The sequence below is a fragment of the Aquimarina celericrescens genome (genome assembly GCF_042682765.1).
Lineage (GTDB): Bacteria > Bacteroidota > Bacteroidia > Flavobacteriales > Flavobacteriaceae > Aquimarina > Aquimarina celericrescens.
In genome coordinates this window covers 75778-91453 of the sequence record NZ_JBHUHY010000002.1, presented here as the reverse complement: position 1 = coordinate 91453, position 15676 = coordinate 75778, and the positions used below count along the sequence as shown (strand labels likewise).

General features: G+C 34.0%; 18 protein-coding genes. 12 read left to right on the top strand and 6 right to left on the bottom strand.

What is annotated here, in order from left to right:
- Positions 1 to 100: 100 nt before the first annotated feature.
- The 4 genes from ACFSJT_RS00400 (at position 101) to ACFSJT_RS00385 (ending at position 2607) form a co-directional block, all read left to right on the top strand.
- Entirely contained in the window at positions 101 to 943 is an 843-nt protein-coding gene (locus ACFSJT_RS00400; RefSeq protein ID WP_378318187.1) for a universal stress protein, read from the top strand.
- An 81-nt stretch (positions 944 to 1024) separates the two neighbouring features.
- Positions 1025 to 1552 (top strand): mechanosensitive ion channel domain-containing protein, encoded by a 528-nt coding sequence (locus ACFSJT_RS00395; protein ID WP_378318186.1) that lies wholly within the window; start codon positions 1025 to 1027, stop codon positions 1550 to 1552.
- A 102-nt stretch (positions 1553 to 1654) separates the two neighbouring features.
- Positions 1655 to 2284 (top strand): SDR family oxidoreductase, encoded by a 630-nt coding sequence (locus ACFSJT_RS00390; protein WP_378318185.1) that lies wholly within the window; start codon positions 1655 to 1657, stop codon positions 2282 to 2284.
- A gap of 152 nt (positions 2285 to 2436) precedes the next feature.
- Positions 2437 to 2607, top strand: coding sequence for a hypothetical protein (locus ACFSJT_RS00385; protein ID WP_378318184.1), 171 nt, complete (start codon positions 2437 to 2439; stop codon positions 2605 to 2607).
- A gap of 128 nt (positions 2608 to 2735) precedes the next feature.
- Here the strand turns inward: ACFSJT_RS00385 and ACFSJT_RS00380 are convergent, their stop codons facing one another.
- Positions 2736 to 4079, bottom strand: a complete 1344-nt coding sequence (locus tag ACFSJT_RS00380) for a M23/M56 family metallopeptidase (RefSeq protein ID WP_378318183.1) — start codon at positions 4077 to 4079, stop codon at positions 2736 to 2738.
- A complete protein-coding gene (locus ACFSJT_RS00375; protein ID WP_378318182.1) occupies positions 4072 to 4455 on the bottom strand; it encodes a BlaI/MecI/CopY family transcriptional regulator in 384 nt (127 codons plus the stop codon). The genes ACFSJT_RS00380 and ACFSJT_RS00375 overlap by 8 nt, the downstream gene beginning before the upstream one ends.
- Before the next feature lie 363 nt (positions 4456 to 4818).
- On the opposite strand from ACFSJT_RS00375, the gene ACFSJT_RS00370 reads away from it, so the two are divergent.
- Positions 4819 to 5487 carry an ion channel gene (locus tag ACFSJT_RS00370; RefSeq protein WP_378318181.1) on the top strand — a complete coding sequence of 223 codons (669 nt, stop codon included), beginning with the start codon at positions 4819 to 4821 and terminating at the stop codon, positions 5485 to 5487.
- 164 nt (positions 5488 to 5651) lie between these two features.
- On the opposite strand, the gene ACFSJT_RS00365 is transcribed toward ACFSJT_RS00370, so the two are convergent.
- The 3 genes from ACFSJT_RS00365 to ACFSJT_RS00355 all read right to left on the bottom strand — a co-directional run bounded on the left by ACFSJT_RS00365 (position 5652) and on the right by ACFSJT_RS00355 (position 7893).
- Complete coding sequence (locus tag ACFSJT_RS00365) at positions 5652 to 6086, bottom strand: hypothetical protein (protein WP_378318180.1); 435 nt, start codon at positions 6084 to 6086, stop codon at positions 5652 to 5654.
- A 349-nt stretch (positions 6087 to 6435) separates the two neighbouring features.
- A complete protein-coding gene (locus tag ACFSJT_RS00360) occupies positions 6436 to 7134 on the bottom strand; it encodes a DUF2490 domain-containing protein (protein WP_378318179.1) in 699 nt (232 codons plus the stop codon).
- An 18-nt stretch (positions 7135 to 7152) separates the two neighbouring features.
- On the bottom strand, positions 7153 to 7893 hold the full coding sequence (locus ACFSJT_RS00355) for a carbonic anhydrase (RefSeq protein ID WP_378318178.1): 741 nt from the start codon (positions 7891 to 7893) through the stop codon (positions 7153 to 7155).
- Between the two features lie 344 nt (positions 7894 to 8237).
- On the opposite strand from ACFSJT_RS00355, the gene ACFSJT_RS00350 reads away from it, so the two are divergent.
- From ACFSJT_RS00350 to ACFSJT_RS00320, 7 genes are all read left to right on the top strand, one after another.
- Positions 8238 to 8429 (top strand): cold-shock protein, encoded by a 192-nt coding sequence (locus tag ACFSJT_RS00350; protein WP_378318177.1) that lies wholly within the window; start codon positions 8238 to 8240, stop codon positions 8427 to 8429.
- A 525-nt stretch (positions 8430 to 8954) separates the two neighbouring features.
- Positions 8955 to 9227: a hypothetical protein gene (locus tag ACFSJT_RS00345; RefSeq protein WP_378318176.1), complete on the top strand. Its 273-nt coding sequence runs from the start codon at positions 8955 to 8957 to the stop codon at positions 9225 to 9227.
- A gap of 223 nt (positions 9228 to 9450) precedes the next feature.
- Entirely contained in the window at positions 9451 to 9729 is a 279-nt protein-coding gene (locus ACFSJT_RS00340; RefSeq protein ID WP_378318175.1) for a hypothetical protein, read from the top strand.
- A gap of 691 nt (positions 9730 to 10420) precedes the next feature.
- Complete coding sequence (locus ACFSJT_RS00335; protein ID WP_378318174.1) at positions 10421 to 11119, top strand: protein-L-isoaspartate(D-aspartate) O-methyltransferase; 699 nt, start codon at positions 10421 to 10423, stop codon at positions 11117 to 11119.
- Between the two features lie 44 nt (positions 11120 to 11163).
- Complete coding sequence (locus ACFSJT_RS00330; protein ID WP_378318173.1) at positions 11164 to 12345, top strand: methionine adenosyltransferase; 1182 nt, start codon at positions 11164 to 11166, stop codon at positions 12343 to 12345.
- The gene (locus ACFSJT_RS00325; protein WP_378318172.1) at positions 12345 to 13157 is read left to right on the top strand and encodes a CheR family methyltransferase; all 813 of its coding nucleotides are present in this window, start codon (positions 12345 to 12347) and stop codon (positions 13155 to 13157) included. The genes ACFSJT_RS00330 and ACFSJT_RS00325 overlap by 1 nt, the downstream gene beginning before the upstream one ends.
- Before the next feature lie 5 nt (positions 13158 to 13162).
- Complete coding sequence (locus ACFSJT_RS00320; protein ID WP_378318171.1) at positions 13163 to 14467, top strand: APC family permease; 1305 nt, start codon at positions 13163 to 13165, stop codon at positions 14465 to 14467.
- Positions 14468 to 14920: 453 nt separating this feature from the next.
- On the opposite strand, the gene ACFSJT_RS00315 is transcribed toward ACFSJT_RS00320, so the two are convergent.
- Positions 14921 to 15658, bottom strand: a complete 738-nt coding sequence (locus ACFSJT_RS00315) for an arylesterase (protein ID WP_378318170.1) — start codon at positions 15656 to 15658, stop codon at positions 14921 to 14923.
- Between the last annotated feature and the right edge of the window lie 18 nt (positions 15659 to 15676).

Genomic DNA, 15676 nt, shown 5'->3' with positions numbered 1-15676 from the left:
TCGTAAATTTGTAAGCAGCACTGTAGTACATCACTTTGCTTGAAACACGTGTTTTTGGGCTCAATTTTTTTGTATATTTAATAATACATTATTATTCAGGATGAAAAATATTTTAGTTCCCATAGATTTTTCCAATAATGCCTTGAAGGCAATAGAATACGGAAAAATAATATTTCAAAAAGAGCCTTGTACCTTTTTTTTATTGAATGTTTATATTAGTAATCAATCACGTTTGTTAGGGGATGAGTATAATGACGAATGGATTGAAGAAATGTCTAAAGATTCTCTAACCGAATTAAATCATTTTATTCATGAAATTCGAGAATCAAGTAAGAATGATTTGCATAAATTTCTCCCTGTTTCTGACTCTAGTACTCTCGAGGCTGCCATAACATCTGTTGTAAGTTCGAAGAATATTGATATGATTATCATGGGTACAAAAGGGGCTGAGAGTGCTCAAGAAATATTTCTTGGAAGCAATACGGTGAAAGTGATCAATCGGGTTAGCAATTGCCCGGTACTTGTGGTGCCTAAAAATTATGCTGTTAAAGCACCTCAAAATATAGTGTTTTCGACAAATTTTAAAAGAAAATTCTTTAATCAAGAATTGACTACCTTGATCGAAATAGCAAAACAACACCAATGTAAGATTAACATTGCAAGAGTCATGCAGGAAGAATACTTAACAGAGACTCAACAATCCAATAAAGCAAATTTAAAATTATTATTGTCTGGCTTGGACTATATTTTTTGCAAAATTGATATTGAAAGTGACGAGACCGATGCTTTACGGGATTTTATTTTACAATCGCAAGGTGATATGATTTGTTTGATCAATCATAAGTATAATTTTTTTCAAAAGTTAACGCAGGAGAATGTTGTGAAAAAAATAAGTTTTGATAGTCCTTCACCTATTTTAATACTACCCGAAATTGAAGCCTAAGAATAATTGGCAAGAGTTAATATTATGATTATTTATAAGGAAAATTAAAATACATTTGCCAGGAAAATAAAAATTATAGGTATGGTAACTTTTAAACAGGAACTGTTATACACGGTTATTTTGACTATGGTAGTTTTAATTTTGATTATTATTACCAAGCGTGCTATTAGAAAATTCAGTTTTGTTAGAGCTATAGAGGTGAATCGAAGAAAGGTTATTTTTTACCTTAGTTATTTTTTAATCTACGGTTTTGCGGGTTCTTCACTGGCAATTATCTGGGGAGTAGATTTAAAACAATTCACAGTCTTTATCTCTTCAATTCTGGCAGTATTAGGAGTAGGTTTTTTTGCGCAATGGTCTATTCTTTCTAATCTTACCGCTAGTGTCATATTATTTTTTAGTCATCCTATTAGGTTAGGGGATAGGGTTCGGATCATGGATAAAGATTTTGATTGGACTGGTGAGGTAAAAGACATCACGGGTTTCTATTTGTTCATGAAGACTGATAGCGGTAAAAATATTACACTACCTACTTCACTAGTCATTCAAAAAGGTATTGAAATATTGGGCAAAACATTACCACCAGAAGAAGAAGAGAATTACGATTAGTTCATTTACACAGATGTAATGGATTTAGGTTATTATTTTATCGATATGCATTAACTTCTTAAGTAGACTAAAGCTACTTTTATTACTAAAATTAATGATAGTATGGAAAATATATTAGTAGCAGGAGCTAACGGCACCACTGGAAAAAAAGTAGTAGATCTTTTAGAGAAATCAGGGTCTTTTAATCCGATAGCGATGATCAGAAAAGAAGAGCAAAAATCAAAATTCGAGAGCAGCGGTGTTATGACCGTAATTGGCGACTTAGAAGAAGAAATATCCCATGTTACAAAGAACATTGATAAAGTCGTTTTTGCGGCTGGCTCAGGGGGTAAAAAAGTGGTAGAAGTTGATCAAGAAGGGGCTAAAAAATTAATAGATGCCTCCAAGAAATCAGGAATAAAAAAGTTTGTCATGTTAAGCTCTATGGGAGCCGATAATCCTGGCGAAGCAGATGATCTAAAAGAATATCTAAAAGCCAAACACAATGCAGATATGTACTTGAAGGAGAGTAATCTAAATTTCACCATTGTACGTCCGGGATCTTTAAATAATCAAAAAGGATCAGGCAAAATAATATTAAAAAACAAATTAAAAACGTCGGGGGAGATAAGTAGGGATGATGTTGCAGAAACATTAGTGAGATCATTACATGACAATGTAGCCAACAACGTTGTTTTTGAAATTTTAGAGGGTGAAATACCCGTTGAAGAGGCACTACAAAATATTAAATAGTAAATAAATAATATTATACTTGGTTGCTATACTTGATATACTTGTAGAATGGTTGTTAAATTTAATTAATGTGATTAGAGAACGTAAAAAAAGCTTTAAATTTAGATAGAATTCTATTTAAAAAATATTCTTACAACCTAAAATTTTCAATTATGAAAAAAACACTTTTAAATTTAGAAGGATCTCAAGAGCTATCCAAAAACGAGCAAAGAACAATTAATGGAGGCATAGATCGTCCATGCGGAGGAGACGGATCATTTATATTTGTAGACGGAGCTAAAGTTTGCTGTTTTGATTATTTTAGTGGGTTATATATCTGCTAACATTTCTCGAACTAAAATTATATTGTATTAAGAACAAAAATCAGCTTGAAAATTATGTCAAGCTGATTTTTTATTTCCAACAGATATAGGGGAAACCGCCTATATTTAAAAAAAGAGTAACGAAGTACTTATTCCTTAATAAAACCTAGGGGGTTAAGTCTTTTATTCTCTTTAAGTATTTCATAGTGTAAATGCGATCCCTTTGAGAGTCCTGTATTACCAACATATCCGATGACTTCACCTTTCTTAACAGATTGATCTTTTATTACATTAAATCCATCTAGGTGAGCATATCTAGTTTGATAACCATCTGCATGAGAAATTACGATAAGGTTACCCCAATCTCCTTCTGCATCTGCTTTTACAATAATACCGTCTGCTGTGGCAATTATAGGTGTTCCTTTTAAAGCTCTAATATCAATTCCCTGATGAATCAAAATCTCACCAGTTATAGGTTGTCTTATTTTTTGCTGAAATGTGCTGGTAATATTATCTTGAGACCATTCTTTAATTGGAAAAATAGAAGGTGGTTCTGCTATAGGTAAAACTTTTGTATTCAAATTTTCTGGGGATACAGAATTAAGTTGAGGCTTAGCAAAAGCTACAGATAACAATGCAGCGCCTAATACTACCAATAAATACTTTGCTGTTAATAATTTTTTTGATTTAGCTTTTGTGATCATTTTGATTCGTTTTTTGATGATAGGATTATTGAAATAACTATAGGAATGTTCTTGATAGGTTTTTTGTATGCTATCAAGAATTAATTTTAAATAGTCAGAAGTTTTAATAGTAGTATCGAGTACGCCTTGATCTGCCTGAAACTCATGAATAGACTTAAGACTTTTTCTATAAAAATACACCAGCGGATTGAACCAAAACATAATAACAAACAACTCCGTAATAAGTAGATCGATTGAATGCCTAAGTTTTACATGCGTTGCTTCATGTTTCACTATAAGTGTACTGATGTTTTCTATCTGCGTTTTTGGTATAAAGATCCAGTTGAAATAAGAGAATGGATTTGAAATAGTACTGGCAAATACTAATATACCGTCAATGTTTATTTTTTGTGAATTCTTCTTAAGTTGATAAATCTTAAATATAGAAATAAGAAGTCTCGTAGAAAATAAACAGGTTCCAATGCAATAAACTAAGAGGATAATCCATAGCGAGTAACCATAATTGTTGGTAAGATCAATAGCGGTATTATTTATTTCCGAAACCTCGCTGATTTTATCTAAATGAAATAAAGGTGTTTTAATCGTTGTATTTAGTAATTCTGTATCTGGTAGAGAAAGCAAAGTATAGAGGTCCAGAAAAGGTAGCCCCAAAGAAACAGGCAGTAGTAGTAGCAATGTCCATCTATTTGATTGATGGAAGGTCAAACCACTCAGAAATAGGCTGTATATGACATAGAGTATTGCGAATATTATACTTACCTCAAATAGATATTGAAAAAAATTAGTCATTGTTTTCTCTTAGTTTTTCTATTTTCTGTTCGATCATTTGTTTCATCTCTTCCAATTCTGTTAAATTCAAATCCTCATCCTGAGTAAAGAAGAGAGCAAACTTACTTTTGGAACCACTAAAAAAGTTAGCAATAACCGAATTAATGTGTTTTTTAAAATAACCTTCTTTAGATATGGTAGGGAAGTAGCGGCGAATTTTGCCAAACGACTCATACTGTAAAAATCCTTTTTTTACTAAAACTCTTACCACAGTAGAGATTGTTGTATATGCAGGTTTCGGTTCGGGAAACTGTTCTACAATGTCCTTAAGAAAGGCTTTTTTTAGTTTCCATATATATTGCATTACTTGTTCTTCTGCCTTTGTAAGTTCTTTCATAAGACAAATATAGAACTAATTTTGAATGTATGACTATATTTATAGTAATAAAACTATTTTTATAGTCATTAAGTATTTAATTATTTCATATTCATATTTTTAAATACATAAAAAGATCGCTTTTGAAATTGCTGCATATTCAAATAATAGGTAGTATGTGATTGCACGTGTATAAAATTAACCCTAACTATTTAATGAGATGTTGAAATAAAAACAATCCTTGTTTGTATATAAAACTTAAGGAAAATTATGTTTAAAACACTTTTAAATGAAAATGAAAACCATTTCTTGTCAATTATTGAGTCTATCATAAATAGATTGTTTAAATTATAAATTCTATTAAAAGCTTTTGAAATCATACAAATGCTCAATAAGATATACCCATATCGATTTGAATTGTTTCTGTTCAGTCAGCTGGCTATCCTTTTTGGATCCTTAATAGTGCGTGGAGATTTTTTTGAAGTAATTCTATCGCCAATTCTATTCTTACTCAATTTATTGGCTGGCATAGTTTTGATTTCTCAAAAGAAAAAATTGATGTGGTTTTTTATTGCCTTGTTGATAACAGCAGGAATAGTTTTCTGGGCTGAGTTGTTCGAAGAAAAAAGAAATAAACTACTTGCATTCATTAACATGGGAGTATCCTTTTTGTTTTATACAACAGTTACTTATGAAATTATTAGTCAAGTATGGCGAACCAAAATTGTCACTAAAAATGTGATCTTTGGATTGATTAGTGGCTATATTTCGTTGGGACTTGTTAGTTTTTTTATTTGCTTAAGCATAGAAATGACATATCCTGGATCTTTTGAAGGTCTTAAGGCAACTATAAACCAGCCAAAAATCCTTACAGAAAGATTGATGTATTATAGCTACATCACTCTGATGACTATTGGCTATGGTGACATTGTTCCGATAAGCTCGCTAGCTCAGAAAGCGGCAATTTTGATAGGGATGTTGGGACAGTTTTATTTGGTGATTCTTACGGCCATCGTAGTGGGTAAATATATCAATCATAACAACTCTAAATAATAAAGTAATGAATGAATCACATCAGTGTTTTGGTTCAAAACCTTTCTAAGGCTCTAAAGATTGATGCTAACACATGATCATATGAATGTGGTATTATAAATACAGTAACCTAAAATCTATGTGTTAGATTTTAAAATGTATATGTAGCTTTGATTTCTTGCAGTCTATTTCTGCAACTGTAAGTCCTTTAACTTTAAGAAAGTAGCAATTGCTTCTTTCTGGTGTTTGGTAATAGTACTTTTATTTTGGGTACGCCTGGCAATTCCCGGCAGGTTTTCCTGCGATAAAGAAGTGTGCCAATGGGTTCCCATATCCAGATCAAAAAACTTGATAGCACCCGCTTTATGCGAATTTAAAGAACTTTGGTGACAACTACCACAATGAGTGATGAGGACTCCCCGGGTAATTTTTGAACACTCCTCAAATGAGCTTTTGGTAGGGGTAAAAGCTTCTGTATTTGCTTTATCAGCTTTTGTCTCTATTGTGGTTGTAATCTCTTCCTCTTCTATGCTAGAGGTACTAGTATCCTGTACACAAGTACGTGCTGAAAACACAACAAGTGCAAAAACGATGAGTACTATTTTGGTAGAATTAAACATTTCAACGGCTTATAAAAGATACAATATTCTTTCTTAAACTAATCATAATTAACATCAATTTTTATCAGGATATTCATTTACGACAGGCTTATCAAGCAAAGTATAAAATGTAGAAAACGTGGAGCACTATTTTTAAAAAATAGTGAAGAGATGGTATAGACAGTATAAAAAGCAGTTACTATTCTTAGAGATATTTTTTTGTTCTAAGTGGAGAATTGATGAAAACCAAATTTCCCCTGTATTCTGAACTTGTTAGAATATCAGGGGGTAATACATTAATTATGAGTGTACTGAATTAAAAATGACAGTTCTGTATGCTGAGTCAAAATTTGCTTTGATAGACGTCAAATCAAAAAGTATGATGTAGACTAAACTGTAACTGTCCCTTTTGCCAGTTTGCTGTAGTTTGCTCCATCCAACCCAATTGTATTCTCAACGTATTGTTTAAGGCATATCCTAAGCCAAGGTATGTTCTGTTTCTATCGAAAAATTGTACTTCACGATCATTACCGATTTTGCGTTCACCATTAATGAAAATTTCATTGTAGAGTGCTACGTAATAGGTGTTTTTCACTAATGTTGAATTATTTATAGGCACGTTCAAAAATAAATTATAGCGATACCGTGTTCTGAAATCCTGATCTTCAACCCAACGCTGCTCATATCTAAAACGATGCGTAAGAAGTAAGCGTTTCAAAACCGTATTTGAGAAAAGAGCTTCCTGGTAGATACGGTTTTCAGAAACAGGAGCATCGATATCTTCCCCAAATCTTCCCGTAGTTATATTCGCAAAACCTAAAGTAAATTTTACACCAGAATCCTCGGGAGAGTAGGTGATACCGGATCGTAAAAGTAATTGCTCGCGATCACCAAGACCCCGCCAGTCCCGATACTGAAAATCACCCTGTATTCCCCAATTAGACTCTTTGAAGTTTATGTTGTAAAAATACATATACCAGGCACCTAATTGATTTTCATCGGGAGATTGTGCTTTGCTTAGTGTAAAAGAAAATAAGCTTAGCATTAATAATACAATTCGTTTTTTCATATATCTTATATTGTATTTTTATTTGAATTTTGGGAGACTGGTAATGGTTTCTTCTATAAATTCGACCTTCCCCGAACTAAGATTATATACTGCACCCACAATTAGAACTTCACCTTTGTCAAATTCACGACTTAATATGGGCTCTAAACTACGCAATAATTTGACTTGTTCTAACACATTCGATCGTACAGCAAAATCAAGTTCTTTGGTATCATCTAAATTTGCTGCTTTCGCCTTTAGAGCCGATGGCTTTATCGCATTAATTAAGCTTACTACATGTCCGGGAGGATTTTCTGGCAATTTCATGGCCGCATCTACCGCACCACAACTCTCATGACCCAGTACCACAATTAATTTAGTATTCAAGGCTACAGTGGCATATTCTATGGTGCCATATGACGCTTCTGCCATTACTTGTCCAGCAGTTCTGGTAATAAATAAATCTCCTACTCCTTGATCAAAGATAATTTCGTTTGGAACCCGACTATCAGCACATCCAATAATCGTAGCAAAAGGTTTTTGTCCTAATTCATTATTTTTTAGGTCTGCGTCGGTTTGTCGAGGATTAATACTCTTGTTTTCGGCAAAACGCTTATTGCCATAAATAAGTTTTTTTAAACCATAGTACGGATCGGCATAAGCGCTGTCTCTATCTGCAAAATACACATCGCTTTTGACCTTTAAAAGGCCGTTAATAGTAGACTGACCAAACGTAGACGTTGATACTGTAAGAACTAAAAGATAAATTATTCTTTTCATTTGTTTAATAGTTATTAATAATTTTTGAACAAAAATAGAATTGTATTTCTGTATTCTACTACAATTATAGAATATTTAACAGTATTACTTTTATAATTAATAGTAAGTATATTAAAAATTCGACTATGTTCAATTGATACAACTATAATATGCTAATGACACCATGATAAATTTCTTCTACCTCACACATACGGTATTGCACAACAGTCACATTTGATGAGATAAGCATGTAGCGAAGCTTAATTTAGTAATAAATTGAAAATAAGTCATTTAATTTGTTGTATATCCAAAAAATAGAGTCACCTTTGTCATTCAAATATTTAAATAAATTTAATTACATTACAATGAATAAAGGAACAGTAAAATTCTTCAATGAAGCTAAAGGTTTTGGATTTATCACCGAAGAAGGTGCCGACAAAGATCATTTTGTGCACATTTCTGGATTGGTAGACGAAGTTCGTGAAGGCGACGAGGTAGAATTTGATCTACAAGAAGGCAACAAGGGATTAAACGCAGTTAACGTAAAAGTTATCTAAGCATATATTTTCAGGTTATTAAAAAGCTCATAACTACTAGTTATGGGCTTTTTTATTGTTCTTTTTGTAAGTTTGAAATTACCTCGGAATAGCTCAGATGATTTCTGCGGCATGTTGGTATAACTATAGTAGTATAACATTGCTCGAACACATCATGCGTTTAGATTTAAGATGATATGATAGCTACACACATATCATGGTTATTTGAAATATCAATTTTCACGATGGCGAAATTCAGGTGGTCTAAATTTGGCAACAGCCTTTTTCTATAACGCAATCTTCAAATCTAATTCCATAGTACAAAATATTCGATTTAACAGGAAGCTCTATTTCATGTACGAGTTTAATAAATTGATAGGTTAATGTTGATACCCATTCTTAATCAGCAATAGAACAATTACAAATAAAATCTATCCTTGAGTTACATAACTGCTTGATTTTTAATGATAATTGTCATAGTCAATACATATCATTAGATGTATCTTCTACTTGGTAAATTGAAAAAATACATATCTATAGAATCATATGAAGGGGTTTGTAAAAAATATCAATAAAATTCTTGTAAATAAATACCAAGTACTTATCGGTTTTCTTTTATTAATATCCGGTGCTCTTATTTACATCATTGACCGACCTGCAGGGCAAACTACTTGGTTTCCCTATCGATATTCCATAAGCAATTCAAAGCTTGAGCTATTTGGCACGATAGGAGATAATCTACCTTCCTTTATTCATGTTGTGAGCTTCAGTTTATTAACAGCAGGAATTATTACTAAAAAAAAAGGTTTTACACCTTAATATGTTGTATCTGGATTCTAATCAATACAATATTCGAAATTATGCAGATAAACAATACTCAAATTTCAAGACTCTCAAGTTGGTTTGAAATATATTCTTCAAACGCAGTTTTTGATTTCAAAGATCTGCTGGCAATTTATTTGGGAGGTATTTGTGCTTTCTTCATACATCTTTTCGACTTAATCACCCTATGAATTGTGGCGCAGAATGCACTAATGATTTAATGAATACAGAAGAAGAATGGAAGATGGCCAGGTATAATATGGGGTTCTTATATCCAAATGGTCTGGAAAAACTAAGAAAAACGGTTAGAATTGCCTCAACTGCAGACCAACTCGAACCAAACAATAGCATTGCAACTGCATCAATAATTGAAGATCAACAACTTGATCTTACACTTCATAATCCTTTTGACGAAGATTTTATTAAATATATTGTCCCTTCAACTTCAGAAAAATCGATTAAAATCACCATTACACATGACTTCCCAATAGATGATTAGGGATTGCGAAAATTACTTTCGTTAGACGTATGGAAAAATGGTAACAATCTTCCAATTAGCGCAATTGCATCTGGATAACAATGCTAATCCGCATCACGAATACACTTGTAGGATAAGGACTGGCAATAGGAAGTAAGAAAACTCATTAAAAAAGCAGCCCTGGTAGTTATTCGTGCGGGTAGTTCTGAAGGGCTTTGGTGGGAAATAAGACAGATAAACGAATTGATTTCCCCTCAACGCCTGTTGTTAATTGTACCTTATGATATTGACTCCTCTTTTTATACCCAAATACATGAAGAATTTGGGATTATTCTTAACCCACCGATACAGAAAAAGAAAAAGGACATGAATCTCACTGATTACTTAGTGATATTTGACAAAGACTGGACACCCGAAATAATCACTTTTAAGGATGCAACATACCACTTTGACTTGAAACCTATCATGGAACGCCTTGGCATGTCATGAAAGCAGTGGTTAACATATTCGAGCAGAATTCCAAACGCCTTTTTTCTAAGTTTATCCATATCGCAATATTAAATTAGTTTTCGGTTAATTAATCTTGACAAAGGATTCAGGAGTGTCTTTTTACAATTATCATCAAACTTTCACAATATGATATTAGTCATTGCTATGTTTCGCATTGTGACTTAATTTTAAATAGCCTAAGTTGCTAGTCACTTTTTATTACATGAAAAAGATTATTGCTGCCATAACGTGTATTGTTCTTATTCTGGGTTTTGCCCAAGAAGATGATACGTCTAAACGAAAACTGATGGTAAAGACGCAGCTGAAAGCAAGGGATATAAGTGATTCTGCTACGCTTCAGGCAATGTCTGATGTTCCCAGGCATCAATTCGTTCCTGAAAATGTCAAAAAATATGCTTATTCAGATAGCCCTCTGCCTATTGGTAATGGTCAAACCATTTCCCAACCCTATATAGTAGCATATATGACACAGGCATTGCAATTGGAGCCTGGTGATAGAGTGTTAGAAATAGGTACAGGTTCTGGATATCAAGCAGCAGTTCTCGCTGCAATTATAGATAGTGTTTACACCATTGAAATTGTAAAGAACCTGTCACTTACCGCTAAAGATCGATTACAAAAGTTGGGCTATACCAATGTAACAGTAAAATGGGGTGACGGTTATCATGGTTGGCCTACAAAGGCTCCTTTTGATGCTATAATGGTTACTGCAGGGGCAGATTCTATTCCTCAACCACTGATCGATCAATTAAAAGATGGGGGGCGAATGATCATTCCTGTAGGCCCACATCATGCTGTTAGTCATCTGGTTTTAGTAAAAAAGAAAAAAAACAAAATCACCACTAAAAATTTGATTCCGGTACGTTTTGTACCCTTTACAAGGAAAAATAAAAAGAACTAAATACATCATTATCTGTAAACTGAAAAATAATAAAGCAAATTAAAATGGCTCGTAATATCATCATAGGAGAACTTACCGATGATACCGTTGAGATGGCTGAGCGAAAAGGTGTTGGCCATCCAGACACTATGTGTGATGAAATCACCGAACAGATTTCTATAGCACTTTGCGATTATTATTTAAAAGAGTTTGGAACCATAATGCATCATAATGTTGATAAGGCACTTCTGATTGGTGGACAATCAGAACCAACATACCATGGCGGAAAAGTAATAAAACCTATTTCACTGATTATTGTTGGCAGAGCTACGTGGCAAGTAAAAGATAAAAAAATTTCGGTAGAAGAAATTGCATTGGAAACTGCGAAAAAATGGCTGAAAGATAACATCAAACATCTAGATAACACAAAAGATATTGAAGTTACAGCAAAAATACGTCCCGGAAGTACAGATTTGGTCGAGCTATTCAATCGTTTTGGAAAAGGAGAAATTCCATTAGCCAATGATACATCGTTTGGAGCCGGTTTTTATCCTTTGACCACTGTAGAAAATACTATTATTAGCATAGAGAAACTATTAAATGACCCAATTACAAAAAATAAATTTCCTTTCGTTGGTGAAGATATAAAAGTAATGGGTGTCAAAGAAGGGTCAAAAAAATATTTTACCATTGCTATTGCTATGATCGATAGATATATCTCCGATTTAAATGATTACATCTCTAAAATCGAATCAGTAAAAGAGTTTATAGCTGCGAGCTTAAATTTGCCTAAACCATCCATTCAAATCAATACAGCAGATGACTATAAATGCGAAAGCATTTATCTCACGGTGACCGGTACTAGTGCAGAACATGGAGATGACGGACAAGTAGGCAGAGGAAACAGAATTAACGGGTTGATAACACCATATTATCCCATGAGTATGGAGGCAACCTCTGGTAAAAACCCGGTAAGTCATACAGGTAAAATATACAATTATTTTGCAATGGATTTGAGCCGTGCAGTTGTGCAGCATCAGTTTGCAGATCAAGCTCGAGTCTTTATTCTATCACAAATCGGAAAACCTATAGACCAGCCACAAATCTTACATTTTCAATTGAAAAACAGGAAAGTCGATAAAAAAGAAATTGAAAGTTTGGCTAAAGAAAAACTTGGTGGAATGTCTACCTACTGGAAACGGATCCTACATAATGACCACTCCTGGCTAAATAGAAAATTGATGTAATGAAAGAGGATTGTGTCGGTTTTTTACAATGGGCACTTCCTCAAATGGAAATGCGATGGGCAGGTTTTAGAAAAGTCCGTAACCAGGTTTGTAAGCGAATCAGACGACGTCTGAAAGTACTGAACTTGCAAGACTTTGAGGAATACAAACGTTGGTTAACAACACATGATTCTGAGTGGGAAGTACTTGACGAAATGTGTAGAATAACCATTTCCAGATTTTATAGAGATTGGGCGGTTTTTGATTTTTTAAAAGGTGAAATATTACCACTATTGGCTCAGCAAGCCCTCTTAGAAAAGCGCCCACTTCGCGTTTGGTCCACTGGTTGTGCTTCTGGTGAAGAACCTTATACGCTGTCGTTGATTTGGAATTTTGTTTTTAAAGAAAAATTTCCAAGTTTAGATTTTCATATCGCAGCAACCGATATTGATGCGCAATTATTGAAACGGGCGAAAATCGGTTGTTACACGCCGGGTAGCTTAAAGGGGTTACCCAAAGAATGGCTGGATATAGCCTTTGTTAAAAAGGGAAATGAATACTGTATTCATTCGCAATATGAAAAAAATATTAAATGGATGCAGCAAGATATTCGTATAGCACAGCCTTATGGAGTTTTTGATCTGGTGCTCTGTCGCAATCTGGTAGCTACATACTTTGAAACTACACTTCAAATAGACATTTTTAACAAAATCAGGTCAGCTATGCGTTCAGGAGCAATCTTAGTTCTGGGATGTCATGAAAAACTACCAACTGAAGTAGAAGGTTTCTCTATGAAGGAAGAAAAACTAAATATTTATGTAAAAGATCAGTGACACAAATGACCAAGGCTAATAATACCATAGGACTACTTACCGCTACCGCCATCGTAATTGCTAATATGATAGGTGCTGGAATTTTCACCAGTTTAGGATTTCAATTAGTAGATACCACAAATACTTGGTCCATTATCATTTTATGGATACTCGGTGCTTTAATGGCCATGTGTGGAGCTCTGAGTTATGCAGAGCTTGGAACTTACTGGCAACGATCAGGAGGAGAATATCATTTTCTTTCTAAAGCGTTTCATCCTTTGCTAGGATATTTATCGGGATGGGTTTCTCTTACTATTGGATTTTCTGCACCTATTGCACTGTCTGCGATGGCATTAGGTAAATACATCTCACCTTATGTCAAAACTCCTGATATGGTTTTGGCCATAACTACTATTTTGATCATTAGTTTTTTTCATTCGCTAAGCATTAAAAGGAGTAGCATACTTCAAAATACTACTACCATATTAAAGGTGTCTCTAATTTTGGTATTGATTTATTTTGGATTAACAAAGACTTCAATAGCATCAGCTTATCTATGGGATCAAAGCTGGAAAGAAGAAATCATATTGCCGGCTTTTGCAGTATCATTTGTTTATGTAACTTTTTCATATTCAGGATGGAACGCAGCAGCATACATTGTAGATGAAATACGGGATAATCGTAAAAACTTACCTAAAGCATTATTATTAGGTACCGCTTTGGTAAGTGTACTTTACTTATTATTGAATTTTGTATTCTTAAAGCAAAATACGATAGAAAATATCCGTGGACAACTAGAAATCGGACAGATCACCGCGATTTCGCTTTTTGGTGAAAAAGGAGGGGAGCTTATTAGTTTTGGTATAGCATTAATGTTAATATCGAGTATTAGTGCCATGGTATGGGCAGGGCCAAGGGTAACTCAAGTGATGGCCGAAGATCATCAATTATGGAGGTTGTTTTCCAAAAAAACAAAAAATAAGGTTCCCATAAATGCTATTTGGCTTCAAACAGTAATAACCCTGCTATTATTACTTACCGGAACTTTTGAACAGGTAATGATCTATAGTGGTTTTGTATTGCAATTATTTGCTGCTCTAGCGGTGGCGGGGGTATTTGTAGCCAGAAAAAAGAATAAAAGCAAAATAGGCTTTAGAAGTCCATTTTTTCCTATTCCGCAAATTATCTTTTTGGTGCTGAGTCTCTGGGTATTGATATACTTACTATTTGCCCAACCATTAGAAACCGGCCTTGGTCTTCTTAATCTAGTTCTAGGTTTTTTAGTATATAAATTTGATGGTTTCTATGGTAAAAAAGTATCTGATTCATGAAAGTGGTAATACAGCCACTTTGCTAGGGTTCGAGTTCATGAATCTCTAAAACAATAACAGCAATGTGAGTTAAAAGTTCCTTTTTTAAAAGGTAATGCAACATCCTCCTTCACTTTGTTTTGGCAGACAGGCTTATTGCCCGAAATCGAAGGATGAGATTCATGAATTCTTATTTGTCAAATCTTAAATAATGAGTAAACGACGTGGTTCCTGTTATAAGTGTTATTGTAAATTTCATAACCTAATAGTATTTTAATGTTTATCACTAAGTCAGATTAAAGGAAAACAACGTTAAAATGTAATCTGCCATCAAAAGTTTTTCATCTACCAATTTGTGATAAACTAGGATGCCGACGTAATTTTCTTCAAAAAAGGCTTATAAAAGCTTCTTCAATAGATGTTAATAGAATAATTATTATACAAAAGTGATTGACAAGATTAAACCTGACCTTTTTATTTTACCACCTTTTCCAAAACGGCCCACACATTTTTGGCGAGGATCTTTTGGCCCTCTGCAGTGGGGTGGATACCGTCTGCCTGATTCAGTGCTGCGATGCCGCCAACATCTTTTAAAAGAAAGGGAATGAGTTCTAGCTTATTCTTCTGAGCCAGCTCAGGAAAAATAGCTCTGAACTCTGTAATATATTCAGGTCCCATATTAGGGGGCAACTGCATACCGGCTAAAATGATCTTAGTTTCAGGATTTTTGCTTCGTACCGCATCGATAATAGCCTGAAGGTTCTCTCGCGTTTCAGTTAAAGGAACCCCACGTAATCCATCATTGGCGCCTAACTCTAATATAAAGACATCAACTTTCTGATTGAGTACCCAACCTATGCGGCTTCTTCCTCCGGCTGTAGTTTCTCCGCTTAGTCCCGAATTGATGACCGTGTACTGTAAACCTAAAGAATCTAACCTTGACTGAAGTATGGCGGGATATGCATCATCAATGTCATCTAGTCCGTAGCCGGCAGTCAAACTATCCCCAAAACAAAGAATGGTCTTCGTTGTGCCGGATTCTTGAATGGTATCGCTACTATTTTCAACGGTCTCTTTCTGGGTACTTGTTACTTTTTTAACGTTATTCTCTCCGCAAGATAGTAGTAAACTAAAGACTAAAAAATAACAAAACTTTAAGGAAATCTGCCTATTACCACTATATAAATTTGAAACCATTTGCTTACTTTTCATGCTTAGCATTTCCTATAG

Coding starts and splice junctions, on each gene's coding strand:
- ACFSJT_RS00370 (WP_378318181.1), top strand. CDS start 4,819: ATGCTCAATAAGATATACCCATATCGATTTGAATTGTTTCTGTTCAGT.
- ACFSJT_RS00340 (WP_378318175.1), top strand. CDS start 9,451: ATGAATACAGAAGAAGAATGGAAGATGGCCAGGTATAATATGGGGTTC.
- ACFSJT_RS00330 (WP_378318173.1), top strand. CDS start 11,164: ATGGCTCGTAATATCATCATAGGAGAACTTACCGATGATACCGTTGAG.
- ACFSJT_RS00365 (WP_378318180.1), bottom strand. CDS start 6,086: ATGTTTAATTCTACCAAAATAGTACTCATCGTTTTTGCACTTGTTGTG.
- ACFSJT_RS00380 (WP_378318183.1), bottom strand. CDS start 4,079: ATGACTAATTTTTTTCAATATCTATTTGAGGTAAGTATAATATTCGCA.
- ACFSJT_RS00315 (WP_378318170.1), bottom strand. CDS start 15,658: ATGAAAAGTAAGCAAATGGTTTCAAATTTATATAGTGGTAATAGGCAG.
- ACFSJT_RS00325 (WP_378318172.1), top strand. CDS start 12,345: ATGAAAGAGGATTGTGTCGGTTTTTTACAATGGGCACTTCCTCAAATG.
- ACFSJT_RS00390 (WP_378318185.1), top strand. CDS start 1,655: ATGGAAAATATATTAGTAGCAGGAGCTAACGGCACCACTGGAAAAAAA.
- ACFSJT_RS00335 (WP_378318174.1), top strand. CDS start 10,421: ATGAAAAAGATTATTGCTGCCATAACGTGTATTGTTCTTATTCTGGGT.
- ACFSJT_RS00395 (WP_378318186.1), top strand. CDS start 1,025: ATGGTAACTTTTAAACAGGAACTGTTATACACGGTTATTTTGACTATG.
- ACFSJT_RS00355 (WP_378318178.1), bottom strand. CDS start 7,893: ATGAAAAGAATAATTTATCTTTTAGTTCTTACAGTATCAACGTCTACG.
- ACFSJT_RS00400 (WP_378318187.1), top strand. CDS start 101: ATGAAAAATATTTTAGTTCCCATAGATTTTTCCAATAATGCCTTGAAG.
- ACFSJT_RS00385 (WP_378318184.1), top strand. CDS start 2,437: ATGAAAAAAACACTTTTAAATTTAGAAGGATCTCAAGAGCTATCCAAA.
- ACFSJT_RS00375 (WP_378318182.1), bottom strand. CDS start 4,455: ATGAAAGAACTTACAAAGGCAGAAGAACAAGTAATGCAATATATATGG.
- ACFSJT_RS00360 (WP_378318179.1), bottom strand. CDS start 7,134: ATGAAAAAACGAATTGTATTATTAATGCTAAGCTTATTTTCTTTTACA.
- ACFSJT_RS00345 (WP_378318176.1), top strand. CDS start 8,955: ATGAAGGGGTTTGTAAAAAATATCAATAAAATTCTTGTAAATAAATAC.
- ACFSJT_RS00320 (WP_378318171.1), top strand. CDS start 13,163: ATGACCAAGGCTAATAATACCATAGGACTACTTACCGCTACCGCCATC.
- ACFSJT_RS00350 (WP_378318177.1), top strand. CDS start 8,238: ATGAATAAAGGAACAGTAAAATTCTTCAATGAAGCTAAAGGTTTTGGA.